General features: G+C 48.0%; 27 protein-coding genes and 1 tRNA gene. 10 read left to right on the top strand and 18 right to left on the bottom strand.

The features are described 5' to 3' along the window. The 4 genes from rfbD to rfbA are packed head-to-tail and all read right to left on the bottom strand — an operon-like array spanning nt 1 to nt 3445. On the bottom strand, nt 1-921 hold the full coding sequence (gene rfbD / locus QQL65_RS14470; RefSeq protein WP_284365678.1) for a dTDP-4-dehydrorhamnose reductase: 921 nt from the start codon (nt 919-921) through the stop codon (nt 1-3). Next, a complete protein-coding gene (gene rfbB, locus QQL65_RS14475; protein ID WP_284365679.1) occupies nt 918-2006 on the bottom strand; it encodes a dTDP-glucose 4,6-dehydratase in 1089 nt (362 codons plus the stop codon). Before rfbB ends, rfbD begins: the two co-directional genes overlap by 4 nt. A 10-nt stretch (nt 2007-2016) precedes the next feature. Then, a complete protein-coding gene (gene rfbC, locus QQL65_RS14480) occupies nt 2017-2565 on the bottom strand; it encodes a dTDP-4-dehydrorhamnose 3,5-epimerase (protein ID WP_284365680.1) in 549 nt (182 codons plus the stop codon). After that, entirely contained in the window at nt 2555-3445 is an 891-nt protein-coding gene (gene rfbA / locus QQL65_RS14485) for a glucose-1-phosphate thymidylyltransferase RfbA (RefSeq protein WP_284365681.1), read from the bottom strand. The genes rfbC and rfbA overlap by 11 nt, the downstream gene beginning before the upstream one ends. A 302-nt stretch (nt 3446-3747) precedes the next feature. Between rfbA and QQL65_RS14490 the strand changes: the two genes are divergently transcribed. After that, entirely contained in the window at nt 3748-5793 is a 2046-nt protein-coding gene (locus QQL65_RS14490) for a M10 family metallopeptidase (protein ID WP_284365682.1), read from the top strand. Nucleotides 5794-5903: 110 nt separating this feature from the next. Here QQL65_RS14490 and QQL65_RS14495 read toward each other — a convergent pair whose 3' ends face one another. From QQL65_RS14495 to QQL65_RS14525, 7 genes are all read right to left on the bottom strand, one after another. Continuing rightward, complete coding sequence (locus tag QQL65_RS14495) at nt 5904-6839, bottom strand: GDP-L-fucose synthase family protein (protein ID WP_284365683.1); 936 nt, start codon at nt 6837-6839, stop codon at nt 5904-5906. 64 nt (nt 6840-6903) lie between these two features. Next, the gene (gene gmd / locus QQL65_RS14500; RefSeq protein WP_284365684.1) at nt 6904-8034 is read right to left on the bottom strand and encodes a GDP-mannose 4,6-dehydratase; all 1131 of its coding nucleotides are present in this window, start codon (nt 8032-8034) and stop codon (nt 6904-6906) included. Between the two features lie 24 nt (nt 8035-8058). Beyond that, the gene (locus QQL65_RS14505) at nt 8059-8913 is read right to left on the bottom strand and encodes an FkbM family methyltransferase (RefSeq protein ID WP_284365686.1); all 855 of its coding nucleotides are present in this window, start codon (nt 8911-8913) and stop codon (nt 8059-8061) included. Between the two features lie 75 nt (nt 8914-8988). Next, nucleotides 8989-10179, bottom strand: a complete 1191-nt coding sequence (locus QQL65_RS14510) for a glycosyltransferase (protein ID WP_284365688.1) — start codon at nt 10177-10179, stop codon at nt 8989-8991. After that, the gene (locus QQL65_RS14515; protein ID WP_284365689.1) at nt 10176-11462 is read right to left on the bottom strand and encodes a glycosyltransferase; all 1287 of its coding nucleotides are present in this window, start codon (nt 11460-11462) and stop codon (nt 10176-10178) included. The genes QQL65_RS14510 and QQL65_RS14515 overlap by 4 nt, the downstream gene beginning before the upstream one ends. Further along, a complete protein-coding gene (locus tag QQL65_RS14520; protein WP_284365690.1) occupies nt 11462-12190 on the bottom strand; it encodes an ABC transporter ATP-binding protein in 729 nt (242 codons plus the stop codon). Before QQL65_RS14520 ends, QQL65_RS14515 begins: the two co-directional genes overlap by 1 nt. 1 nt (nt 12191) lies before the next feature. Next, complete coding sequence (locus QQL65_RS14525) at nt 12192-12974, bottom strand: ABC transporter permease (protein ID WP_284365691.1); 783 nt, start codon at nt 12972-12974, stop codon at nt 12192-12194. A 298-nt stretch (nt 12975-13272) separates the two neighbouring features. Between QQL65_RS14525 and QQL65_RS14530 the strand changes: the two genes are divergently transcribed. Together QQL65_RS14530 and QQL65_RS14535 are read left to right on the top strand one after the other, a co-directional pair. After that, entirely contained in the window at nt 13273-14412 is a 1140-nt protein-coding gene (locus QQL65_RS14530; protein WP_284365692.1) for a glycosyltransferase, read from the top strand. Continuing rightward, entirely contained in the window at nt 14413-15549 is a 1137-nt protein-coding gene (locus tag QQL65_RS14535) for a glycosyltransferase (RefSeq protein WP_284365693.1), read from the top strand. A gap of 69 nt (nt 15550-15618) precedes the next feature. On the opposite strand, the gene QQL65_RS14540 is transcribed toward QQL65_RS14535, so the two are convergent. Together QQL65_RS14540 and QQL65_RS14545 are read right to left on the bottom strand one after the other, a co-directional pair. Continuing rightward, a tRNA-Leu gene (locus QQL65_RS14540) sits at nt 15619-15705 on the bottom strand. Between the two features lie 104 nt (nt 15706-15809). Further along, a complete protein-coding gene (locus QQL65_RS14545) occupies nt 15810-16043 on the bottom strand; it encodes a FliM/FliN family flagellar motor switch protein (RefSeq protein WP_284365694.1) in 234 nt (77 codons plus the stop codon). 163 nt (nt 16044-16206) lie between these two features. Between QQL65_RS14545 and lipB the strand changes: the two genes are divergently transcribed. The 7 genes from lipB (at nt 16207) to folK (ending at nt 23720) form a co-directional block, all read left to right on the top strand. Next, the gene (gene lipB / locus QQL65_RS14550) at nt 16207-16902 is read left to right on the top strand and encodes a lipoyl(octanoyl) transferase LipB (protein ID WP_284365695.1); all 696 of its coding nucleotides are present in this window, start codon (nt 16207-16209) and stop codon (nt 16900-16902) included. 70 nt (nt 16903-16972) lie between these two features. Continuing rightward, a complete protein-coding gene (locus QQL65_RS14555; protein WP_284365696.1) occupies nt 16973-17470 on the top strand; it encodes a DUF4282 domain-containing protein in 498 nt (165 codons plus the stop codon). A 144-nt stretch (nt 17471-17614) separates the two neighbouring features. Then, nucleotides 17615-20641: an aminotransferase class III-fold pyridoxal phosphate-dependent enzyme gene (locus QQL65_RS14560; RefSeq protein WP_284365697.1), complete on the top strand. Its 3027-nt coding sequence runs from the start codon at nt 17615-17617 to the stop codon at nt 20639-20641. A 54-nt stretch (nt 20642-20695) separates the two neighbouring features. Then, nucleotides 20696-22045 (top strand): 30S ribosomal protein S12 methylthiotransferase RimO, encoded by a 1350-nt coding sequence (gene rimO / locus QQL65_RS14565; RefSeq protein ID WP_284365698.1) that lies wholly within the window; start codon nt 20696-20698, stop codon nt 22043-22045. After that, entirely contained in the window at nt 22038-22889 is an 852-nt protein-coding gene (gene folP / locus QQL65_RS14570; RefSeq protein ID WP_284365699.1) for a dihydropteroate synthase, read from the top strand. Before rimO ends, folP begins: the two co-directional genes overlap by 8 nt. Nucleotides 22890-22893: 4 nt before the next feature. Beyond that, complete coding sequence (gene folB / locus QQL65_RS14575) at nt 22894-23283, top strand: dihydroneopterin aldolase (RefSeq protein ID WP_284365700.1); 390 nt, start codon at nt 22894-22896, stop codon at nt 23281-23283. Beyond that, on the top strand, nt 23283-23720 hold the full coding sequence (gene folK / locus QQL65_RS14580) for a 2-amino-4-hydroxy-6-hydroxymethyldihydropteridine diphosphokinase (protein WP_284365701.1): 438 nt from the start codon (nt 23283-23285) through the stop codon (nt 23718-23720). Before folB ends, folK begins: the two co-directional genes overlap by 1 nt. Nucleotides 23721-23723: 3 nt before the next feature. On the opposite strand, the gene QQL65_RS14585 is transcribed toward folK, so the two are convergent. Genes QQL65_RS14585 through crcB form a run of 5 tightly spaced genes read right to left on the bottom strand, consistent with a single transcriptional unit; the run spans nt 23724 to nt 26922 of the window. Beyond that, entirely contained in the window at nt 23724-24500 is a 777-nt protein-coding gene (locus QQL65_RS14585) for an ATP12 family chaperone protein (protein ID WP_284365702.1), read from the bottom strand. A 5-nt stretch (nt 24501-24505) separates the two neighbouring features. Beyond that, entirely contained in the window at nt 24506-25168 is a 663-nt protein-coding gene (locus QQL65_RS14590; RefSeq protein ID WP_284365703.1) for an HAD-IA family hydrolase, read from the bottom strand. Next, a complete protein-coding gene (locus tag QQL65_RS14595; protein WP_284365704.1) occupies nt 25165-25542 on the bottom strand; it encodes a DUF1801 domain-containing protein in 378 nt (125 codons plus the stop codon). The genes QQL65_RS14590 and QQL65_RS14595 overlap by 4 nt, the downstream gene beginning before the upstream one ends. Before the next feature lie 4 nt (nt 25543-25546). Beyond that, on the bottom strand, nt 25547-26545 hold the full coding sequence (locus QQL65_RS14600; protein WP_284365705.1) for an RluA family pseudouridine synthase: 999 nt from the start codon (nt 26543-26545) through the stop codon (nt 25547-25549). Further along, the gene (gene crcB / locus QQL65_RS14605; protein ID WP_284365706.1) at nt 26542-26922 is read right to left on the bottom strand and encodes a fluoride efflux transporter CrcB; all 381 of its coding nucleotides are present in this window, start codon (nt 26920-26922) and stop codon (nt 26542-26544) included. The genes QQL65_RS14600 and crcB overlap by 4 nt, the downstream gene beginning before the upstream one ends.

The raw sequence follows: 26922 nt of genomic DNA on the forward strand, positions 1-26922 counted from the left end.
CTAGCGACTCAATGCCATCGCCGGGTTCTTTCGGCGATGGCTATTTTTGATGATTTCACTAACGCTCAAGCGCACGTCTATATCTAAGTGCGCAACGTCACGTCCAAAAACGGCCTCAAATTTCGAACAGTCCATCGCCGCGTTTTTTGGCCGAACTGCTCTTGATGGAAACTGTGATGTATCGATTTCTGTTACTGAACAGATGGGGCCACCTTGAGCAGCGCTTTGTTCAAACACAACTTTCGCAAAGTCAGCCCAACTCATCGTTTCCGGGCCAGCAAAGTGGTAAACTCCAAACGAGTCAAATTCAGGTTCAACAATCAACTTGGCAACGGCAATAATTGCCTTTGCGATCTCATATGCGCTGGTTGGGTTGCCAAACTGGTCACTTACCACACCAACTATATTTTTTTCTTTCGCAATGCGGAGCATAGTTTTGACGAAGTTTTGCCCAAATACGCTGAATAGCCAAGCAGTGCGTAAAATAATGTGTTCAGGATTGGCACCAGCAACAAACCTCTCCCCGGCTAGCTTCGTGCGACCATAGGCTGTTTTAGGGCTTGGCACGTCAGTTTCGCTATACGCCCCATCCTTGGTGCCGTCAAAAACATAGTCGGTAGAAATGTGTATAATCGGCGCATCACATTTTTTTGCAGCAGCCGCGACCGCTCCAGCGCCAACAGCGTTAATCGCGAAGGCCAAGTCCTCTTCGTCTTCTGCCAAATCAACGGCGGTATAAGCTGCTGCAGAAACCACAATATCGGGCGAATAGCGGCAGATTTGATCTTCGACGGAAGATGTCTCCAATAGGTCAAAGTCCGGCCGATGCAAAAAAACGATATCCAAATTTGGTTGATCGTTAGCAACCTGCGCCAAACAACGCGCGACTTGTCCCGAATGTCCCGTGACTAGAATTCTCATGATGCTGCATTCGAAGCCGTGGCTGCGCCCAGCCTTTCACCAGCATATTTGGCCTCTCGAATAGGCTTCCACCACCAATCATTGTCCAAATACCAATCAATGGTTCGCAATAGCCCAGACTCAAATGTCTCCTGAGCAACCCAGCCCAGTTCACGTTCGATCTTACTGCAATCAATTGCATATCGACGATCATGCCCCGGCCGATTGCCCACAAAAACAATCTTATCAGCATATTTGCCCTCTCGCTTGGGGCGCCTTTGATCCAATTGAGAACAGATCGTTTCTACCACTTGTAGGTTTGTGCGTTCGGCGTTGCCGCCAATATTGTAGCTCTCGCCGACTACGCCTCGCATCACGACGGCTTCAAGCGCGCGCGCATGGTCTTCCACATGCAGCCAATCGCGCACATTTTCACCCTTACCATAGATGGGCAATTCCTTGCCATCCAATGCGTTGAGGATAACGAGCGGGATTAACTTCTCTGGAAAATGGTAGGGGCCGTAATTGTTTGAGCAATTGGACAGTACAACAGGCAACCCATAGGTCTCATGCCACGCACGTACAAAGTGATCTGATGCCGCCTTTGACGCCGAATAGGGCGATGACGGTGCGTAGGCCGCTTCTTCAGTAAATGAACCTCGTTCAAATGGCAGATCCCCAAATACTTCATCAGTCGATATATGATGAAACCGAAATGCTTGTTGCTGTGCTACGGGCAGGCCCCGCCAGTACTCCAATGTCGCTTGTAGCAGATGGAAAGTGCCCACCACATTCGTCTGCACGAATGTCTCAGGGCCATCAATGCTTCGATCCACATGGCTTTCAGCCGCCAAATGCATCACCGCATCTACTTTGTGCAATCTAAGCAATCTTGAAATTGAATGGGTGTCGCAAATATCGACTTTGGCGTGCGTGTAGTTTGAACTATTCTCTACACTTTTCAGAGAATTGAGGTTTCCTGCATAAGTCAACTTATCTACATTCACCACATTTGTGTTTGGACGGGAAACAAGCAAACGACATACAGCGGAACCAATAAAACCTGCGCCGCCAGTGACCAAAATTGTTTTGTGCGCTTTAGCCACATTCCCCCCCTTATTCCAAGTCGCTGTCTTCCAGAGACGGCGCCGAGGCATCCTTTGCAGAAACAATCATCCGTCTTGCACCAATTGGCCAATTCACACCGATCTGCGGGTCGTCAAAACGAATTGAGCGCTCATGTTCCCTTGAATAGAAATCGCTAACTTTGTAAGCCACAATGGTATTTGCTTCCAATGTAACAAAACCATGCGCGTATCCTTCTGGGACTAGAATTTGGTTCCATTTCTTCTCAGAAATCTCCAGTCCAACCCATTCGCCAAACGTCTTTGAACCGCGTCGAATATCAACTGCGACATCGAAAATGCGCCCCTTTATGACGCGCACGAGTTTGTACTGCGCTTTGGGCGATTTCTGAAAATGTAAGCCGCGCATTGTACCAACAGCAGTTGAGAATGATTGATTGTCTTGCACAAATTCAGTTTCAATGCCGGCGTCAAGCAAACCATTACGATTGTAAGTCTCGGAGAAAAAACCGCGCTCATCCTCAAACCTGTTTGGGAAAATTTCATATACGCCATCTAGGCCCAGCGAACTAACCTGCATATGCACTAGCCTTCTCAGCAACACAGCGACGCAGATATTTTGCGTATTCAGTTTTGCCAAGCATATCCGCGCGTCTTAAAACGGTGCTCTCGTCAACCCAGCCTTTGTCGAACGCAATTTCTTCGGGACAAGCAATTTTAAATCCTTGTCGATGCTCAATCGTCCTTACAAATGCACTTGCTTCATGCAAACTTGCATGCGTTCCCGTATCCAACCAAGCAAATCCACGTCCTAGCTGTTGAACGCTGAGCTTTCCGCGCTTCAGATATGAATTATTGACATCTGTGATTTCCAGCTCACCCCGTGCGGAAGGCTTGATTGACTTTGCTATGTCAACAATATCATTGTCGTAGAAATATAGCCCCGTCACAGCCCAACTCGACTTTGGCTGCGTTGGTTTTTCCTCAATCGAATGCGCATTTCCTGTATTCTTATCGAACTGCACCACGCCATATCGCTCAGGATCTTCAACATGAAAGGCGAAAACGGATGCACCTTCATTATTCTTGAGCGCATTTGCGCAAATTTGGGGCAACCCGACGCCGAAGAAGATATTGTCACCCAAAATCATCGCAACGCTGTCAGTTCCGATGAATTCTTCGCCAATTATGAACGCCTCTGCGAGGCCATTCGGACGAGCTTGTTCAGCATAATGCAGTCGCAAGCCAAACTCCTCTCCAGAGCCAAATAGCGCTTCAAACTGCGGAAGGTCGCGCGGTGTCGATATGATCAAGATATCGCGAATACCGGCAAGCATCAAAGTGCTTAGCGGGTAATAAATCATAGGTTTGTCATACACAGGAAGCAATTGCTTACAAACGGCCAATGTAAGCGGATACATACGTGCACCCTGCCCACCGGCCAGTATTATGCCCTTCATGGCAATCCCCAAAGTATCAAATAAATATGCGCTGAGTTTGAGGCAACTCGAAGAAATGTGCAAGCTCGAAGCGAAACACGCAAAACTTGCGGTTTGCGAAGTGCGTCATACGCCCGCCAATTTGCTTTCTCGAATTGACATACCCTACATTCAAACCATAAACATATTCATCTTCTGGAATCCGTATTTCACTGATGGCCGGAATTTGGGCATTTAACGCCTTTATACCTTGAAAAACAAACTGGTGTTGCGGCTCTAACTAGTCGCACGCATAAGAAAAATATTTGAATTAGGAACTATTTATGACTGGGTACCTGAACACGACAAAGTTTGTGCCATCAAGTGGATCTGCTTTGATCAATGGAATACTGACCGATACTGCTTGGGCCGATACGACGATTGACATTGCGTTTTCACAAAGTTCGTCACCATACAGCTACTCGGGCACGGGTTTGGAGGATCTTCCCGCAAATTTTGCGACAGTGTCAACGGCTCAACAGTCTGCGGCCTTGTTTGCGCTTGATATGGATAATGGCAATAGTGCTGATGATGGTTTCTCAGTCGAAGGTTTCACCAACCTAGGGGTGAATAATCTAGGCAACACCAACAGCACAACCGCCGAAATACGATTTGCTGAAACCTCGTTTAGCGCTTTGCCAACCGCAATGGTCGGTGATTTTCCCGGCAATGATGCTTCATCGTCCATTCAAGACAACGGCGACGTTTGGTTCGGTACGCAGTACAACTACAGAAACCCAACAGCTGGTAACTACTCCTGGCTTACAATGATCCACGAAATTGGCCACGCTTTGGGTTTAAGCCATGGTCATGACAGTTTCGAATACGGGACTCTGCCATCAAACTACGATGCAATGGAATACTCAGTCATGAGCTATCGCTCTTATGTAGGACAAAGCACAAGTGGCGGATACACCAACGAGACATACGGTTTCGCTCAAACCTTTATGATGGCGGACATTGCAGCGCTACAACACATGTATGGAGCCGACTATACCACAAATTCTGGCGACACAGTTTACAGCTGGCGGCCAGATAGCGGCAACACATATGTGAATGGCGAAGTGGCAATCGCCCCCGGCGACAACAAGATTTTTGCGACCATCTGGGACGGCGGCGGCATAGATACTTACGATCTAAGTGCTTATTCTGGCTATCTCGATATTAATCTGCGTCCGGGCGATTCATCCACCTTTTTGTCGAACCAAAAAGCACATTTAGGTAACAACGTTTACGCTAAGGGCAACATCTATAACGCTCTGACACACAACGATGACGATCGCTCGCTTATAGAAAACGCCATAGGGGGCGATGGCGGTAATTATATCATGGGCAATCAAGCCGACAATGTGCTTGATGGCAGAGGTGGCGACGACAACATCTCCGGGCAGGAAGGCAACGATACGCTGCTTGGTGGCAGCGGAAATGACACCCTTTGGGGCGAAACGGGTGATGACACCCTCCGTGGCGGCGCCGGAGGCGACACACTTTGGGGCAATGAAGGAACAGACCAACTCTTTGGCGACGATGGTGGTGACTATTTATCTGCTGGTGACGGCAACGACAGAATTGAAGGGGGCACTGGAAACGACACCCTTGTCGGAGGCGATGGCGGTGACGTAATGCTTGGCGAACAAGACAATGACGCACTTTTTGGAGGCAATGGTGGTGACCACATGGACGGTGGAGACGGCAATGATCATATGGCGGGCTGGACCGGCCAAGACACGATGATTGGTGGCGCCGGTGGTGACTGGATGCTGGGTGAACAAGACAATGATGCACTCTTCGGCGGCGATGGTAGTGATTACATGGACGGCGGAGACGGCAATGATCATATGGCGGGCTGGACCGGCCAAGACACGATGATTGGTGGCGCCGGTGACGACACGATGCTCGGCGAACAAGAAAGTGATGCTCTATTTGGCGGAGACGGTAATGACGCAATGTCCGGCGGTGAGGATAACGATCACTTGGCAGGTTGGACCGGAGATGACGTGTTGAATGGGGATGCCGGTTCGGATACCTTGCTTGGCGAGCAAAACAACGATGTGCTGAACGGTGGTACGGGGAATGATACGCTTTCAGGTGGTACAGGCATTGATCAGTTCATTTTTGACAATCTATGGGGGATCGATACAATTCTTGACTTTGAAGAAGGCACTGAATTCCTTGACCTGCAAAACACTTCTATTCAAGCAAGCGACGCAAACTTTTCGCTGACAAATGGTGGAGCGGATACCCTCATCACATTCGATGGAATTTCAGATCAGATTATCCTAGTTGGCCACACAGAAAACATCGACGCCACGGACCTCTTGTTCTCTTAGAAGGTCTCTGAAAACAGAGATAACAAAATCTGTTGAAAGCACTCGCATAAACTCAGCACCACATCTTTCACTCGCCCTGATTCAGGGCGAGTGGTCGACAGAACAATCGCTTAGCCAACTTCACATTCTTGCATGTACCACGCGTACATCATTTCGAGACCAGTGCGAAATTCTGTCTTTGCTTTCCATCCGAGCTGGGAAATCTTTTCGTTGTTCATGATTTTCCGGGGAGTGCCATCAGGTTTACTTTTGTCCCACGCTATCTTGCCCTCATAACCAACAACGTCAGCAACAAGTTCGGTGATTTGGCGAATAGTGTATTCGTCTGACGTTCCAACGTTAATCATGCCGCCGTCGTCGTAGTTCTGCATCAAATAGATGCACCCCTCAGCCAGATCATCGCAATAGATAAGTTCACGAAGCGGACTACCGGTACCCCAAGCAACAACTTCGGGTAAGCAATTGACTTTTGCTTTATGAAACCTCTGCATTAATCCCGCGACAACATGACTATTCTCAGGGTGAAAATTATCACCAATGCCATAGACATTCGGAGGCATAACAGTAAATGCATTGAAACCAAATTGTTCGCGATAGGCATCGCACATAACTGTCCCGGCAATTTTCGCAACAGCATAAGGCAGATTTGTCTCTTCCAGTTCACCGGTCAGCAGAGATGTTTCCTGAATGGGTTGTTCTGCGAATTTTGGATAAATGCAAGAGGAACCCAGAAATAAGAACTTCTCCACGCCATGTCGATATGCAGCATCAATAATGTTGACCTCAATTTGAAGATTTTCGCGGATGAAATCGCCACCGTACAGCTTATTCGCCTGTATGCCACCAACTTTTGCAGCCGCCAAAAACACATACTTTGGCCTTTCCACTGCGAAAAACGATTCAACTTCATTAGAATTGTCTAACGGCAATTCCTGACGTGTTCTGGTGATTACGTTTTGATATCCGGCTTTGGTTAATGCTCGAAAAATTGCAGAACCGACCATGCCTCGATGCCCTGCAACAAATATCTTATCATCAAAATCCAATTGAATAGTCTCCAAATTGCCGTGTTACTTTTTGCTAATCATCATGAAGCCGTTCGTTTTCTAACTATCTACCAGTATCCTCCAAGGCAACCGGTAATTCCATGCCGTGGGCTTTAAGTAGTGAATGTCGTTTTGCAGATATCAAATCCTCATTAACCATTTCCCGACACATGGTTCTGACGTCAATTTCAGGTTCCCAGCCTAATTTCAGCTTCGCCTTCGTCGGGTCTCCCAGAAGTGTTTCCACTTCCGCGGGACGAAAATACCTCGGATCGATACGCATTATCGTATCGCCAACTTTCAATGCAGGTGCCAAATCACCATCAATCTCATCGACCTTGGCTATTTCATCCACTCCTTCCCCTTCAAATCGCAATTTGATTCCAAGCTCGAACGCTGTCCAGCGCAAGAAATCTCTCACCGAATGTTGCACACCTGTCGCAACCACAAAATCTTCCGGAGTTTCTTGCTGCAACATCATCCATTGCATTCTTACATAATCCTTTGCGTGCCCCCAATCTCTCAAAGAATCAATGTTGCCCATGTACAAACAGTCTTCCAACCCCTGTGCGATATTGCACAACCCGCGCGTGATCTTTCTCGTAACAAACGTCTCCCCGCGGCGAGGACTTTCGTGGTTGAATAGTATTCCATTGCACGCGAATAAACCGTATGCTTCACGATAATTCACTGTGATCCAGTATGAATAGAGCTTGGCAACGGCATAAGGACTTCGCGGATGAAATGGCGTATTCTCACTTTGGGGAATTTGCTGAACTTTTCCAAATAGCTCTGAAGTTGATGCCTGATAAAACCGCGTTTTCGCAGTAAGGCCCAAAAACCTTATCGCTTCGAGTATCCGAAGTGTGCCAATAGCGTCTACATCAGCGGTATACTCTGGACTGTCGAAACTCACAGCGACATGACTCTGCGCTCCAAGGTTGTAGACTTCGTCTGGTTCTACTTCTTGCAGTATGCGAGTGAGATTTGAGGTATCAGTCAAATCGCCATAATGAAGTATTAGCCGCGCTTCCCGATTGTGTGGGTCATCGTAAATGTGATCAATGCGCTGAGTATTGAAGGACGAAGCACGCCGCTTGACACCATGTACCTCATACCCCTTTTCAAGCAGTAACTCTGCTAGATACGATCCATCCTGCCCCGTAATACCGGTAATGAGAGCACGTTTTACCATATTATTCTCCAATTCGCGAAATTTCTATTCAGCGTAAACGTCATCAAAAATGTCACAACAGTCAAAATTGCATGTCGTACACTTTAGATCTGGCGCAATGGCAACAAAATCGAAGTAATGACATGATGCTCGCCCATACTTCGATTCAATGTGCAATCGATTTAGGTGCCAATCAACTTGGCCAAAATCTCGCCCGGGAAAAGCTACAGGGAAACCCAAGTTCGAAAGAATCAATACTCTGTAGCCAAATGCTTGAAGCCTTTTTATCGGATCTAGAAACTGACCAAAAGATCCAGAATTCATCTGTTCCTCTGTTGGTCCTTCGAACGAAATAACCTTTACACGTCCGTCACCTTGCTCAATACAATTGACTAATTCACATAAAATCTCCGCGTCGAAACCATCGGTATCCGTCTTGAACACTAACGGGCCAGGTATTCTCTTGAGCAACTGACTGACCGAGATGTATGACCCGCGATAAACCTCGCCGTCACCGAGAACAGTCCTTCCTGTTTGAACAATCTTCTCGAAAGAAACAGCACCTTGATACTCCTGCGGGCAGACCAATGACTGCAATACCGAAACGTCGTTGAACTGATTGCAGTTTTCTTGACAGAACCCTCTAAAAACCTCATCCGGCTCAATTGCAATTATGCGCCCCAAGTGCCTGCGGCGAAAATGTGCGATGGAGTCGCCGACATTTGCACCAACATCTATCAAACCGATATTTGACAACCCGTTTTCGGCTACCAACGATGAGATAATATTCCAGTGAACAAAATCATATGATGGATGCGCTAGATATATTTCTCTCAGAGTATGATCATCGGGCAAACGTAGAGTGGCCCGGCCTATTGTAATTCGGTTTGTATCACTCATTTTCATTCCGATTTGTTTTTATATTAGCCACCGCGGGAATGAAATCCTTAGCAAAACACTGAGCCAAGGTTTTTGCTACCGCCTGAAGGTGAGTACCTTTTTTGCAATTCTTGCTAAGTTCTGAACACCTGGCAGGGCCCTAAATCTGAACGAAAGCGCTTCAAGAAACGAAACAGTCGCATACTCGCGAGGGTCATATCCAGATCGCAAAAAGCTGGCCAACCGAGCCAAAAACAATCCAAAATCTGAACGTGCATACTTTGTTAGAGCCAAGTACTTTTGCACAAACTCGTTTGAATTTGGGCCGAAATCTGCCTTGGGTGTTGTTAATACGTAATATAGAACAGCGTGCCGAGCCTGTGTCCAAGTCTCTAAGCCTTTTTCAAAGCTCCTACGTGCTGACTCGCCAAGCCGGTTAGCCTTTGCCGGAGTTAATACTATTTCCTTTTCGACTGCGGTTCGCTCAGGATAGCGGACAAACTGAGGCGGATTACCATAGTCGATCAGGATACCGTTTACACCATCGACAATGTATTCATTTGCCGTCACCTCATCATGTGCAACCACGCACATCCCACGTGACATCGCCTCGGTTATTGTGTGACCAATTCCTTCAGTCATTCTCGGAGCTACATATATGTTTGAAGCGGTAAGTGCGGCTTTATACTCATCCCCCGATTCGGTAAAATGGGAGACAGAAACATCGCCTGAAGGCGTCCAATCTCTCGCATTTTCAGTATCGGGTGCATTGTGAATGTGCAACCTCTGCACAACCCGACCAATCAGTTTTTGAACAAAACGGTGATCCAAACCTTCTTCAGGTCTTCGCTGCCAAAAAAATCCATTGAGGGTCTCAAATTTTGACTGTGCTTTAGTGTCTCCTGCTCCTTGAAAATACTGGACAGAGAGCGAGTCTAATCCTAGTCGTTTCAGCCTATTATGCAGTGTCGTCGAAAAACAAACAAAGCGAGCTTGCGCCATGGCAGTCCAATACCAATCTGGTGCCGTTGCAACGCCGTCATACATGGGCACGCAAACAACTCGTTTTCCCACTAATAAAAAATAGGGGGCAGCAAACTCAGTTTGCCAGCAAATGATAGTCTCATACGAAGACTGCGCCAACTCTTGCAAGGTGGCCCTAGGATCCGTGTCTACATAGAAAACGTCAACCTCGAATTCCTCACTTAGAAGCTCAACAAAGAATGAAGACGAACGTGTTTTTCTATGAAAGGGTAAATCCAAAAAAGCGATTTTGTGTTTGCTCATGACTGCAAAATCTCCGCAACCTGCGTAAACGCCGATTCCACATCCCGTTCAAATAGGTTTCTTGCATCGCGGCATGCTTTTTCCACCTTCTTTTTATCCCAGCTGGATAACTCTACTAGCGCATCGGCAAATTCAGTGTCAGATTCAGCTAAAAGACCGTTGCCATATCTCACAACCAGATCGCTAAAGCCGAGATCACGCGAGCAAACTACCGGCCGACCGACAGCAAGTGTCTCTTGGTAAACTGCTGACCCCCGCATGGCATAAGTTTCCGCGTCATAAGGCAAGAGCATAATATCAGACTTCTCATATACAGAATTAATCTCATCCTGACTAAGCCGTTCTGGCCGCAGGTTCATTCTCGGAATTCGGGCAAGACCGCTTTCGTACCGACTACGGTAGTCGCGGTCGCGCGTCCGCATATTCTGAACATCATACTCGAACCGAACTTCAGGATAATGCTCAGCGATCTCACCAATTATTGAGTTCAATCTAAAAAAGCCTTTGTCTGCTCGCCCCTGTCCTGGTGACGCTATGGTTTTGTTTTGTCGCCAAGGAATTGAAGCACTCTCTGACGCAAGTGGGTAAGGCACAAACAAAACATCAATATCCAAAATATTTCGCAAATACTCAACATATCTTGGAGTCTCGGCTGAAACACTAAGACGAGTGCCATTCAATTTTGCACGACGGATCGCATCTAAAAAAATGGGTCGTGCCTGTGAAAACGAATACTTTACATTTTCCCCAACGCCAATAAACCTAAAGTGAACCGAAGGGCGCTCCGTTTCAGGCAATTGACCCAGCAATTCCAACAGCGTCACGCATCCATAGAATTCAGCACTCGGGAAAAAAATCGCATCTGCTCTCGAGATTTTGTGTCGTCTGAAAATAGATTTCCAATCCGAAAGCGTTCTACCGGAAACTATGTCTATACCCAAGAATTCAAACGACGCTGTGTAAAGAGCCTTGCGTACCAAGCGATTGTTTAGCAACGGTCGAATACCCAGCTGAGTCTTGTTGACTGCAACGCCATCACTTCTCTTGGTTGCCGCAGCACGCTCTAGTACTCCGTCGTATGGAAAACTCAGTTCTCGTCTCACTTGATTTGCTTGTTCCGCATAATCGGGCAACGCGCTACATGCGAGGCACATTGTGCCTTCAAAAAAGCGCCCGAGCTCTCGCTCGAACAACACCATTGCATTAAGGTTGTGTCCAAAAGGGAGTACGCACATATGATCGACAAGAAACAAGCGTCGAGTTGAGCTATTAGTTGTCATCATTAGATCTCCATTGATTTTGGTGACCCAGGGGAAACCAATCGCCCATGTTCAAACTTCATCACTTTGTTGCAATAGTGTGAGATGATGTCGTCAGAATGTGACGCAAGCACCATTATTTTTGCACTGTCAATCAAGTTTTCCATACGTACTTTGGCCCGCTGCTGAAACTCTGCGTCGCCCGCGCCAAGCACCTCGTCAATTAGCAAAATGTCAGGTTTTACAGCCGTTGCGACCCCAAAAGAAAGCCTCGTCATCATACCCGCCGAGTACGTATGTACAGGCATTTTCAGAAAGTCGCCCAACTGAGTGAATTCTTCGATATCTGGCACAAAGCTTTCTGCCGTATTCTTGCTGGCACCAAAAAACATTCCCATCCGAACAATGTTCTCATATCCGCTCAACTCAGTATTAAGCCCGGCACCCAAATCAAAAATTGTCGAAATCTTACCTTCTGTCGCGGCTGTACCCTGCGTTACCGAATAGATCCCAGCCATGGTGCGGAGCAATGTCGATTTTCCGGCGCCGTTGTGACCTACAAGGCCAACCCGGTCTCCGTCTTGAATGCTAAACGAAACGTTATCGAGTGCCTTGACGGTTATGATATTGTTGGTGCCGCGTTGAACTACACCGCCGGTTCCCACCTTCACCAAAGTATTTCGCAAGCTCATGCTTCCCGCACTATAAATCGGATACTCAACAGAAACATTTTCAAACTTGATAAACGCCATACTAATGCACCCAATATGCTAGACGTCGTCGCTTGGCCGCGGTCATCCACAGTGCCGCAATCCATGACACCACCGTCATGACAACAACGATGAGCCATGTCTCTACTGGCGGAACCTCTCCCATCAGCGGGCCTCTGATCAATTTCAACCAGTGCGCAAACGGATTAAAATTCAAAATATACTCGTTTGCACCTAATTGCTGTGGTCGAAAAATTACCGGTGTCAAGAAAAACAATGGCTGCATAATTGCTGCAAGCAAAGGTTCTAGGTCACGATATCGAGCGCCAATATAGCCAACCAGCTGAATAACAGCGAGCATGTTTAGCGCCACCAAGAACATTCCAGGAAATGCGATTAAGTTTTCAAATCCGAGATGTTGCGGAAATAGAAACACCGCCACCATTACGACCACCAAATTGTGGGCGAAGTTTACAAGCTGACGCATAAGCAATTGAATTGAAACCAGAAACGAGGAGATTGGTAAGTTCAACATCAATTGCCTACTGTTGTAGAAAACGGAAGAAGACTCGACGATTGTCGCTGACAGAAAATACCAAACGACCAACCCAATGGTTAACGACAGAACAAACTCCTCTCGATTCACATCGAAAAGAGTACTCCAAACAAATGCCAAACCACCGACGCCGATTGCAGTTCCCAGGACCAGCCAAAATGGGCCAAGAACACTGCGGCGGTAACGTGTTCGGGTATCACTCCATGCCAAATATAGGGCAAGATCGAGCCGTTTGAGCGCTTGGCTCAACTCCAACCTAAGCAATTCCAACAAAACATCACCCTTTAACAAGCTTAGAGATTTGCCTAACAACCCGCTCGCAAGTGGACCATAACCACATTGGTCACGGCATTCTGCAAATCCGCTCAACAATTGGCCGCAACCTATCGAATACAAATAGCAGTTCCAAGAAAAATATTCACACATTCTGATGTTATTAGACATTGCGTTCGAATGTGCTATTTGGTTATTAAGCGAATCCGTTCGCACTCACTGTGTCAGACACAAAGAGTGTCAAAGACGCTCCTGCGCTTCGGTTGAAGTGATTTGTTTTCCTTAGGAAATCTCAATGCGCGTGATGCAAGTCTACAAAGTATACCGCCCCGAGGACTTCACAGGTGTGCCACGGGTTATTCACAGCATTGCGGAAGGGCTGACCTCTCGGTCTGTCGAAACGGTCGTTTTGGCGACATCGAAAGGCTGTAATCCCAAACCAATAGTGGTCGATAGTCATCAAGTCCACCTTGCAAAGCGCGACATCCAAATAGCCTCAACAAGCTTCTCCAGAGAGGCTTTTGGCAAGTTCGCAGAATTGGCGCAATCCGTTGATATCATACACTATCATTTCCCATGGCCGGCGGGCGATTTGCTCGAACTCGCGCATCGACACAATTTGCCGACATTAGTTACTTATCACTCGGACATCGTAAAACAGAAGTCTTTGTCCAAAATCTACAATCCACTAATGAAGTGGTTCCTAAACAGGACCGATTCAATTGTTGCGACATCAGTAAACTATGCAGAATCAAGCCCCGTTCTGCAAAACTTCCGAAACAAAGTGACTACGATCCCAATCGGTTTAGCTGAGAGACCGAAATTGAACAACAAACTGGTAGGTAAGTGGCAAGAAAGACTAGGTAATGATTTCATTCTTTTTGTCGGTGCGCTCAGATACTACAAAGGCATTAGATACCTGATTGAAGCTTCTCGCCTGACAAACATTCCGATTGTGATAGTTGGCGAAGGCGCACTAGAGACATCCAGCAAGGCACCTCTTCCTGACAACATCACACACATTACCAATGTTTCAGATCCTGATAAAGAAGCATTGCTCGAACTGTGCAAGGCGTTCATTCTTCCGTCACATCTTCGCTCAGAAGCATTCGGCATATCGCTATTGGAAGCAGCTCGTGCTGGAAAACCAATGATCAGCTGCGAAATTGGCACCGGAACAAGTTTTGTGAACGTCAATGGCAGAACCGGCATTACCGTGCCGCCAGCTGATCCCATATCGATCAAAGAAGCTATGGAAAAGCTCTTTTACAACCAACATCTGTCACACCAACTAGGCATTGGAGCCAGAAGGCGATTCATGGACCTGTTTACCGTCGAAAAAATGGCCAATAGTTACGGTGATCTCTACCAACAGCTTATCGAAAAACGCAGAAGAAACTCAGAAATGCACAACCCGTCTAAGGCAGCGCTTTAGATGCCGAAGAATGTAATCTACCACGACTATTTTGATATTAGGGGGGGCGGCGAAAAACTCGTTCTAACACTCGCTGAATCGTTGCAAGATTGTGCCTTGACCACTGGTTATATAACGGAACAATCCTACGCGCTAGATCGCTTTCCTGCAGCCACCAAATCCCTCGACATTCCGCTGGCGCTGCGTAGAAAAGGAACCAGACTTTTGTCGCTATGCAGTGCCTTTGGGAAAGAAGCTGCTCTTTCAACACGTCACAACGTCAGGATCTTCTCTGGCGTGGCAGCGCCCATGGCTGCCACCAAAACACAACTTGGCATAAACTTGTACTATTGTCACACACCGCCGCGTTTTGTTTTTGATCAGAAAGAATTCTACCACGCCAATCTTTCTCCGCTTAACCAAGTCATAGCGCCCCCAATACTGTCCTGGTATAAAACTCGTTACGAAAAAGCGGTCTCAAACATGGACGTCGTCGTTGCGAATTCTGAGAACATTAAGAGACGAGTAAAAGAATTCCTAAACATCGACGCGGTCGTAGTATATCCGCCAGTCGAGACAACGTCTTTTAACTGGCAGCCAGCAAAGGGATATTATCTGTCGAATGCGCGCCTCACTCCGCTGAAGCGAGTAACCGAAATTGTCAAAGCGTTCCGCAAATTGCCAGATGTACAACTGATAGTTGCATCTGGTGGCGAAGAACTCGACAAAATTAAGGCAATGTCAGCTACCGCACCAAACATTAAAGTGTTGGGTTGGGTAACTGACAATGAAATGAAGAAATTAGTTTCAGAAGCAATTGCAACTGTTTATCTAGCGCGAGAAGAAGACTTTGGAATGTCACCGGTTGAGTCTATGGCGGCTGGTAAACCCGTCATTGGAGTTGCGGAAGGTGGCTTGGTGGAGACTGTGGTGCCTGGAAAGACCGGAATACTCCTTCCTTCAACCTTCAAAACGATGGACGTTATAAACGCAGTCCAACAACTGTCTCCTGCTGTCGCCAAAACAATGCGCAAAGATTGCGAGTCACGAGCTGATCTATTCTCTGTTGACAGCTTTGAAAAAAACATGCGCAGGTTGATCGAAGAAACACTAAGAGAAAAGAAAACCAAACGGGCAGCAACCCAAGAGTTCGGCTAAAAAAGCATATATCATCCCAAAACACCAAAAAGCCCCGTGAGCAATTAAGCTTCACAGGGCTTTTTTGATTGGTGCGGTCGAGAAGACTCGAACTTCCACGGGTGTTACCCCACAGCGACCTCAACGCTGCGCGTCTACCAATTCCGCCACGACCGCATCCGGTAGAATGGCTCGCAAATCACGCGAGCGCGCCACCAATTAGCAAATGCATTTGCAGGTGACAAGCGATTTGATTGATTTTATGAGAACTTTCCAGCTGCCTATTTGTGGCGCACAATCTTCTCGGTAATATCCACCGAAAGCTGGCCATCATCAATCTTGATTTCACCAATCGCAACCAGCGTATTGTTGGCATAGATTTTCAATGGATCATGCTCGGTTGCATCAAGTTCAATCACAGCGCCACGGCCCATGCGCAGCAAATGGTGGATCGGCATATCGGTTGCACCAAGTTCAACCGTTATATCAACCTCGATCGCTTTTAACCTATCCATGAAACTGCCAACACCAAATCTTGATACAATAGACAATTGAAGCCACGGCAGAATTGCCCTAAATCAGACTCCACAAAGATGACTATGCTGAATTTATAGTTAGCGAACCATTAACAACAGCAAATCACCTGCACCATTTTGAATAGGTTAGAACACCAAGCTTATGCCAGATGCAACTCTTTTTCGCACAGACGACAAACCGGTAGCATGGCAGATAGAAGACGAGCTTGTGCCCTACCCGCTTGCACTTAAAAAAATGAAAAATCAAGTGGCCGAAATGGCGGCAAATGGCGTACAGGAGCGGGTATGGTTGCTTGAACACCCACCACTCTACACAGCAGGTACATCAGCCAAAACAGACGATCTAACTGACCCAGATTTTCTGCCTGTTTTTGAAGCCGGGCGCGGTGGACAATATACTTATCATGGTCCGGGCCAAAGAGTGGTCTACTTCATGCTCGATCTTCGCGAGCGCGGTAGAGACGTGCGTGCATTCGTGCGGACGATGGAATCACTTGTAATCGACACTCTCGCTCAATTTAACATTGAAGGTTATCAAGTCGACGGCCGCGTCGGCGTTTGGGTCAAACGACCGGACAAGGGGTTCGGCAAAGAAGACAAAATCGCTGCAATTGGCGTTCGCGTGTCTAGATGGATCAGCTTTCACGGCATTTCTATCAATCTCAATCCAGATTTAGGCGACTACAAAGGCATCGTGCCATGTGGCATAACTGATCAAGGCGTCACAAGCTTTGAGGATCTTGGTCAATTGGCGTCAATGCCCGAACTCGATTCCGCACTAAAACTCAGCTTTGAACGGCATTTTGGCCCAATTGAAATCAGCAAAGCAAAATTCTAGATAACGAACTGCCATTCTGATAGAAATAGAACTGGCCAATCCACCAACAAATCAGATTTTGAGCAAAACAATGACACTCGATGACCTAAAGAAGCTCGCCACGAGCGGCACCATTTTTAATCTCGACCGAATGATCGCACCAAAAATCATCAAAATGCTCTATCTCTTAGGGCTTGGCACGATTGCGATTTGGGCAATTCGACACCTATTTGGCACATTTGGGCAGTCATTTGCAGACGGCATTTGGGGTCTACTGGAAATTGGCGTTATTGGCCTAGGTAGCTTTGTCTTGCTTCGCGTAATTTGCGAAACACTATTGGTGTTTTTCAAAAAGAACGAAGAGCACGTCACATTGGCCGCCAGCGTACGTCCGGCAACCAGCATATTTGATGATGTGAAAGACGCGTTGGAAGAGCTTGCCGAAGACGATGTTGAGTTTGAAGAGCAAAAAGCCATTGAACCAACGCCTAAAAAAGCGCCTGCGAAAAAGCCAGCTGCTAAACGCGCACCAGCGCGCAAGCGAACAACCGCAGCGCGTAGCCGCACAACTAAAGCCAAATCAGAATAGCAAATACAAATCTTTGGGTTGATGCGGTTTGTGCATCAACCCATTAAAAGAATTCGCACCAGCGGCCCCACTTCCCACTGTCGAGCAACCGCAATTTCCACTATGTTGCCGACATTGGATACAATCTAACATCTCGGGTCGCCTATGTCTGCGTTTGATATTCCTCCCCCAGCTTTCAGCTCCACCCAAATCGATGAGATCCTGCGTGATCACTTTGGACTAAGTGGCGAGCACAAAATGCTTGAGAGCGAGCGCGACCAGAATATCGCCGTGCAAACCGCCAAGGCAAAATTTGTTCTTAAAATCGCACATGGCGAAGAAGACTTAGAGTTTCTAGAATTACAATCCCAAGCAATGGCTCACCTGGCCAATGCAGGCTATCAATTTGCGCCCACTCAAATTGAAAATCGTGACGGGAAAAACATCTTTACCGTCGAGCAAGACGGCAAGACGCATGCGGTACGTTTGATTTCGTTCATTGATGGCCCGCTACTTAGCGCGTCAAAGCCAACGATCCAAACGTTAGAAAACCTTGGTGCAGCAATTGGTGAATTGTCCGCAGCATTGCAAGGGTTCTCACATTCAGCAGCCAATCGTCCAGATTTTGAATGGAATCTCGACAATGTTGGAGCGCTTCAATCGATGTGCGACGACATCGTCGATGACGCAAATCGCAAACGGGTCAACGACTTGTTTGAACGCTATCACTCAGTTGTCGCACCAAAATTGAAGAATCTGCGCAATGCCGTCCTATATCAAGATGCCAATGACAACAACATCATCGTTGACCCGAATGATACATTCCAAATCAAAGGGGTTTTCGATTTTGGCGATATGTGTTTTGGGCGTCAGGTCAATGAATTGGCCGTATGCCTTGCCTACGCGCTGTTGGGCCAGGAAGACATCTACACCGCTTCTCACGCCTTAGTGCGCGGTTACACAAAAGCGTTTCCGCTAACCGAAAATGAGCTTGAAGTGCTGTTCGACTTGGCGCGAATGCGGCTCGTCTCCAGCGTTTGCATGTCCTCTCGTCAGGCCAAAAAGTATCCTGACAATGAATATCTCACCATTTCGCAGGCACCAGCATTTGAACTGCTTGAGCGACTGGATTCTGGTGACGTTGGCTTTATGACGGCTTTGTTCCGCGATGCTGCAGGAATGGAAGCAATTAGAGGTGGCAATGCGGTTGCCGCCTACTTGAAGGCTCAACGATCCCACCTCGCGCCAATGTTTATGCCTGACTTCAAGTATCAACGACGCTTCGTTATCCCTGCAGATGGCAGCGACCCTACGGTGCCGGACATTTCAGCCGAAAACTTCGACAGCTGGTTCAACGCCAAGCGCAAGCGAACCGGTGCACGCTACGGTGTTGGACGCTACGGTGAAGATCGATCAGTCTATCAGTCAGCGGCGTTCACTTCACCTGCTTCACCTGAGCGCCGAACGGTGCATATGGGCCTTGATGTGTTCGTGGACGCCGACGAACCATTGTACGCTCCGATTGCTGGCACGGTTTACACAGTTCACAACAACGCTTTTCATCTCGATTATGGCCCAACTCTAATTTTGCGTCACGAGACGGATGAAGGGATCCCCTTCTACTCGCTTTACGGCCACCTTTCTCCATCAATCTTTGATCTGCACAAAGTCGGCGATGAAATTGAGCCAGGACAATTGATCGGACATATCGGCGATTGGGATGTTAATGGCGGTTGGTCGCCACATCTACATTTCCAAATCATGACGGATATGTTCGGGCATACCGAAAACTTCTACGGGGTTGGACACAAAAGTCTTTGGCATATTTGGCAACAAATCTGCATTGACCCTGATCTTATGCTCGGCCAAGCAAGTGAAACATACAATATAGACAATGCCGGCCCTGAAAAACTGATGGAGCGCCGCAACAAGTTGCTTGGCCCTTCGCTCAGTGTTTCATACAAAAACAAGCTAAAAATTGTGCGTGGCGAAGGGGCTCACCTTTATGACCATACTGGTCGCGCCCACCTCGATTGCGTCAACAACATTACGCACATTGGCCACTGCCACCCTCATTTGGTGGAGGCAATCAGCAGGCAAGCAGCAATCCTAAATACGAACACCCGCTACTTGCACGAGTTGGTACTCGACTATGCAGAGCGCATCACCTCAAAACTACCAGATCCGCTTTCGGTTGCATTCTTCGTAAACTCAGGCACAGAAGCCAACGAACTCGCTTTGCGCATCGCACGCCAAGCGACAGGGCAGAAAAACACAGTTGTCTTGGATTGGGCATATCACGGTAACTCACAAGGTGCCGTGGATATTAGCCCTTACAAATTCAAGCGCAAAGGTGGCTTCCCGCAACCTGACTTTGTGGAAATTGCCGACTTCCCAGATCCCTATCGCGGTGCACACAAAGGCTATTCTGAGAATTCAGGCAAAGCTTATGCGCAATCAGTTGCCGAGTGTGTATCAACGATCAAGGGAAAAACAGGCAATGGAGCCGCAACCTTTATCGCTGAGTCTATTTCAGGCGTTGGCGGTCAAATTGCCTACCCCAAAGGCTATCTAAAAGCGGCATATGAAGCGATACACGCCGAAGGCGGTATTTGCGTTGCTGATGAAGTGCAGTGTGGGTTTGGGCGCGTTGGTGACCATTTCTGGGGTTTCGAATTGCAGGATGTGGTGCCTGACATTGTGGTAATGGGCAAGCCAATCGGCAATGGCCACCCCCTCGCCGCTGTAGTAACAACGCGCGAACTGGCCGAGAATTTCGCAAACGGCATGGAATATTTCAATTCATTTGGTGGCAACCCCGTTTCAATGGCCGTCGGTATGGCGGTAATGGACGTCATCGAGAATGAGAACCTGCAAAGCCACGCAAAAGAACTCGGCGCCTACATCTTAGATCGCTGGCAGTCGCTAAAAAACAAATACGAATTTGTTGGCGACGTCCGCGGCCACGGTTTGTTTTTAGGCATCGAATTGGTGAAAGATCGTCAAACGCTCGAACCCGCGACAGACCTTGCGGGCCAGATCGTCAATGAAATGCGCGAACGGGCAATCTTGCTTTCGACAGATGGTCCCTTCGAAAATGTTTTAAAATTCAAGCCGCCAATGGTGTTTAGCCGCGCCAACGCTGACTTCTTGTGTGATACTTTGGACAAGGTTATGGCCGACTTTGCTTGACGTACGGCATGAAAGCGTTAGAAAGCGCTTTGATCCTTCGAAAAGGCAAATTGGATGAACCAGAACCCAACCATCGGACTTGTTAGCCTCGGCTGCCCAAAAGCGCTTGTTGATTCAGAACGCATTCTGACAACACTGCGTGCACAAGGTTACAATTTCTCGCACGACTATGAAGGCGCAGACCTTGTGATCGTCAATACGTGCGGGTTCTTGGATAGCGCTAAAGCTGAGAGCTTGGAAGCAATTGGCGAAGCGATCAATGAGAATGGCAAGGTCGTAGTTACGGGTTGTTTGGGAACTGAAGAACAACTGATCCGTGACACGCACCCCAAAGTTCTCGCCGTGTCTGGTCCACATCAATATGAAGCGGTAGTTGAAGCGGTTCATGAAAATCTACCGCCTGTGCACAAGCCTTTCGAAGACTTGGTTCCTGCCGATGGTTTGCGCCTAACTCCGCGGCACTATGCCTATTTGAAAATTTCAGAAGGTTGCTCAAACCGTTGTACTTTCTGCATTATCCCCGCCATTCGCGGCGATTTGCAGTCTCGCCCAATTGCCAGCGTTCTTTATGAAGCAGAACGCTTGGTCAAAGCTGGCGTGAAAGAAATCATGGTCATCTCGCAGGATACAAGCGCATATGGCCAGGACATCAAATACGCGCAATCACGCTTCCACAAGCGCGACATTGATGCTCGCTTTCATGACTTGGCGCGCGAATTGGGTGATATGGATGCATGGATTCGCATGCACTATGTCTACCCCTACCCGCATGTGGACAAATCAATTCATCTGATGGCTGAAGGCAAAATCCTGCCATATCTGGATATTCCATTCCAGCATGCAGCACCGAATGTGCTCAAAGCAATGCGCCGCCCTGCAAATCAAGTCAAAACCGCTGACCGCATTAAATCGTGGCGCGAAATCTGCCCAGACCTGGCCATCCGTTCGACATTTATCGTTGGCTTCCCTGGTGAAACCGAAGAAGACTTCCAACAACTGCTTGATTGGTTGGACGAAACCCAAATCGATCGTGTTGGTGCATTCACCTATGAACCTGTCGCTGGTGCGCCGGCAAATGATCTAGAAGGCGTCGTCCCAGACGAGGTCAAACAAGAGCGCTATGGCCGCTTGATGGAAAAAGCTCAAGCGATCTCAATTGATCGTCTGGGCCAAAAAGTTGGCAGAACAATTGACGTCTTGATTGACGATGTCGCTCCAGAAGACAATCGCGCGCTGGGACGTAGCCAGTGGGATGCGCCAGAGATTGACGGGCAAGTGTTCATCGACGACGCACAAAACATCAAACCCGGCGACATGGTCAAAGTCACGATCACCGATTCTGACGAATATGATCTGTTCGGTGCACCAGCTGAAGCACAGTATCAGGTCAAACCAGATGCATAAGTCTTTCTCCCTCAAAATGGGCGATAAGACTTTGGAACTGGGCCCAAAACCATTGGTTATGGGCATATTGAACGTTACGCCGGACAGTTTTTCTGACGGCGGCGACCACAATGTTGCCTCAGAGGCTGCAGAGCAAGCCAAGCGCATGATCGCACAGGGCGCTGACATAATTGACGTTGGCGGTGAAAGCACTCGACCCGGCGCTGATGAAGTGGGCGCACAGGCCGAACTTGATCGGGTCATGCCAGCCCTGGATGCGCTAAAGGCAGCGGGAATCGAGGCGCCAATTTCGATTGACACCTACAAAGCGATTGTTGGTCATCAGGCTATTCAGGCGGGTGCAAACATCATCAACGATGTTTGGGGGTTCCAACGCGATCCTGAACTTGCTGACGTTGCAGCACACTATCAAACACCTTCGATTCTGATGCACTGGGACCCTGAACGCGACGTAGCAAGGGACATCATCAGCGAATTAAAGCGTTACTTTGATAAAAGTATTCAAATAGCTGAATATGCGGGATTATCTAAAAGCCAAGTAGTCTTAGATCCAGGGTTTGGTTTCGCAAAATCCTACGAAGAAAACTTTGAATTGCTCGGCCGGATCGACGAACTTGTAGAACTGGGCTACCCTGTTCTAGTAGGATTCTCACGAAAATCCACATTGGGGAAACTCTTGGGGGTTGAGCCTAAAGAACGGGTTGCGGCAACTGGTGCAACCACTGTACTAGCATATGGGCAAGGCGCGCATATTTTCCGCGTTCATGATGTGCGAGAAAACTTTGATGCCTTGCAGGTTGCTCGCGCAACCACTTATGGCCCACCGCCCGCTCAGGATATTTGAACTTATGTCGAACCCAAATCGAACAGAAGATAAGATCGTTCTCGCAGACCTCGCCTTCTATGGCTACCATGGTGTTATGCAGGCCGAAAACGACCTCGGGCAGCGCTTTCGGATTGATTTGGAATGCGGTGTCGACCTGTCAAAATCTGGACAGTCCGACGAAGTCGAAGACACGATTTCATATGATCAGATTTTCAACCTCGTCAACGAGCGGGTCACCCAAACACGCTTCAAGCTAATTGAAGCTTTGGGGCAACACATTATCGACGGACTATTTGAAACATTCACAACAATCGAATGGGTCAAAGTACGTGTACGCAAACCTGAAGCGCCTATTCCCGTTGTTGCCGGTGAATTTGCCGTTGAAATGGTGCGTGATCGGGAGCAGGCATAATGGGAAAAGCTTGGCTGGGCCTAGGTGCCAACATTGGTCGTCCACGCGCACAATTGCTGGAAGCTCTGCGCCGTCTCGATGCACATCCTGACATTCACATCACCCGCAAATCCCGGATTATTGAAACAGACCCTTGGGGCAAAACCGACCAAGACCCATTTCTCAACATGGCAATCGAGGTTGAAACCGCGCTTGGTCCAATCGACCTGCTTGATTCATGTTTGATGATCGAAGAGGCAATGGGCCGCAAGCGCGAAGAAAAATGGGGCCCACGCCTCATCGACATCGATGTAATCGCATTTGGGCAGTCCATACTGCAATCCGAACGGTTGACTATTCCTCATCCACACGCACATGAACGCGCATTTGTTATCGATCCCCTCGAAGAGATCGCACCATCTGTCGTTGAATGGATAAAAAAACAAGCAAACGCTTGAGCACTAAGCAGCAACTAATCCCAAAACCGTAACTGCCGCGTCAAAATCCTGACGCTTGAAGGCACGCATGCGTGTCGCTTCTGCGTCCTCGCCCCAGTGTTGAGCTTGGTAGTCTTCATCAACATAAGCCGTTTCAAGAACTTGCGCAGGGGTAAACAACCCCTCTTTCAAACCAATCGCAAGTACAGCAGAACCAGTAATCGAAGTGATGGACATCGTTGAGCAAGCTTCAAAGTCACTATAGTGAGCGATAATCTCGCCTATACGCGCCTGAACTTCAGCCGGTTGGTCTTGATGCATGACGCCAGTAATAACGTTGAATGACACGTCATAACGTTTTGAAAAAGCCTCGAGCGCGCCGCCCCAATGCTTGGTTTGCAAATCGACCAATTCTTGCGGACTATCTGCGCGATAAACCAGTAGATCATTACCAGCAAATTTCACAATTTCAGCCTTCACATCATCAAGTGCTTTATTCCCGCGCTCAACAATCGTGTTGACCAACCGAGTGAGAGGCATCGTCGCCGGGTCAATTTCTTTTTCCTGCGCGGCCCATTCTTTGGCTACCAAATTAGCCAGCTCCTCACTTGGAACAACCACATTGACTTTACCGGGCGTCTTGATGTTCTTACCATCAAGCAAAATAGCGAAACCACCATCGCGCTCACCCACACTTGCTTCTTTATAAAAGCGTTTGGGCAATTGTTGTTTTTGGTGTTTTTGTGCGCGCCCATATCCATCTTCGATATGCGCCTGTGCGTCTTCCAAAATCTCACGCATCTGGTCTATCCTGTTAATTCGTCAATTGCATCAATAAGCTGATGATAGTGATCAATCACCAAATCCGCGCCATTTTCGCGTAAGGTAGAATGATCATGATATCCCCAATTCACGCCGATCGCTTTCACACCAGCGGACTTGGCCATGGCCATATCATAAGATGTATCGCCGATCATCACTGTTTTGTTCGGGTCGATGCCAGTATCCGACATCGCTGTTTCAATCATGCCAGGATGAGGCTTTGATGGATTATTATCTGGCGTTTGGAGCGTGTGGAAATGGTGGCCAAATCCCCAGTCCTTGAACAACCGTTCAACGCCCCTCAGACGTTTGCCGGTTGCGATACCTAAAAAGGTTTCATCTTGACCTGCAAGCGTTTCAATCGTCGCTATTGCACCGTCATAAAGCTGCTCTTCAATCAAACCATTTTCAATTTTGTTATTGAAGTGGTCGCGATAGTCTTGTGCCAACGCTTCAGCTTCGTTTTCGCTAAGACTAGGGCAAAGTTTTAGCATCGCAACTTCCAAATTCAGGCCGATAATACCGCGCACATCCGCATCAGTTGGCACGGTCAACTCGTTCTGACGAAACACATATTGCGCCGTATCTACAATATGCGCAGCGCTATCAACGATAGTGCCATCTACGTCGAATATTGCCAGCCTCATTGAGTTTCCGCCCTTGCTCGCAAACCTTCGTCTTTCAAAGACTTGTCATGTTCAATTGCTGCCAAAACAACGTCCCTCAAGCCATCACGTGCCAGGTCCGACATCGAGCGAAATTTGATGTGTCGCAAATCTTTGCCCGTCCCTTCGAGTAAGCCTTCAGGGTTAGGCAAATGCGCCCCATAGAAAAACTGCAAATTGACGTGATTGGGCTGCCCACAAACGGTACAAATCGTCGAGTTGCCGACAAAACCGGGAAAACCCCAACGCTTCATGCGAGCCAAATCAGGATTGATTTCAGCCACCATCTCGTAAACGGCATGTGCAATCGCTGCGACTGGTTCACTCAACTTGTCGAAATGGCTTAAATTTGGCATGAGATCAATCCTCGTCTAAGGCGTCTTCTTCACTCGGATCATAGTGCTTGGTGTTGAATCCAAACATATCGAATGTCTTTTGCATATGTGGCGGCAAAGGCGCTGTAATGTCCAAGCGTTTACCGCCCGGCAAAGGCAAAGCGAGCCTTCGCGCATGCAAATGCAAACCTTCGCCCAAATCGTCAGGCTTTTCCCAATTCTCGATATCAAAATAACGCGGATCGTTGATGATCGGTGTGCCCATTTGCTGCATATGCACACGCAACTGGTGCGTACGACCAGTAACTGGTTTTAGCGTGACCCAAGCAAATTTGCCGCCGGCATCTTCAGTAACCGAATAGTGGGTCAGCGAATGCTGCGCGCCATCAACTCCATTTGCAACCACACGCATTTGCTCACCATCTTCAGTTTGTTGACGCGCAACAAAACATGAGATCTTGCCTTGTTTCGGGTGCGGAACATATGCGGTTACTGCCCAGTAAATCTTGCGCGCAGAACGTGAGCGGAAAACCTTCCCGAAATGAGATGCAGCTTGGCGTGTTTTAGCAATCAACAAACAGCCTGACGTATCTCTATCCAAGCGATGAACAAGTCGAGGCTTTTCGCCTTTTTTGTTGGGAATGCTCTCAAGCAACTTGTCGACGTGATATTTGGTGCCACTACCGCCCTGCACAGCAAGACCATGAGGCTTGTTTATCACCAAGATCGTATCATCTTCGTACAGTGTTATGTCGCGCAGCAATCGCACATCTTTTTCAATAATGCGCGGCACATATTCACGATGAGACTCTGGCAAATCCCCAATCGGTGGCACACGAATTGTCTGCCCTTTGGCCAGCCGTGTATTGGCTTTCACTCGACCTTTATCAATCCGCACTTCACCCTTGCGAATAATCCGCTGCAAACGCGAAAACGGAAGATCTGGGAAATGAATTGAAAACCAGCGATCAAGCCGCATGCCTTCTTCTTCTGCACTCACAATTCGTTGCTGTACGCCACTCATAGGGCTAAACCTCTCATAAGCGCCAATGCGCCAAACAATGCTGCAATAGAAAGCACAACTGAAAAACCAACATATCCAGCGGCCGCCAAAACCTGTCCGCGTTCATACAAGACAAACGCATCGAGCGAGAACGCAGAGAATGTGGTAAAGCCGCCGCAAAATCCTGTCGCCAACAAAAGGCGTGCAGATTGACTCCACTCAGGTGTTGATTTGGCCAAATAGCCAATCACCAACCCAATGATAAATGAGCCAAGCACATTCACAATCATGGTGGCGTAAGGGAACCCAGTAAAACCAAGGCGCAGCACCAATTGACCAACACCGTGTCGCCCCATAGCGCCAAGTGCGCCGCCCAAACCGACAAGCAAATACGACAT

Source organism: Maritalea porphyrae (genome assembly GCF_030159895.1).
Taxonomy (GTDB): domain Bacteria; phylum Pseudomonadota; class Alphaproteobacteria; order Rhizobiales; family Devosiaceae; genus Maritalea; species Maritalea porphyrae.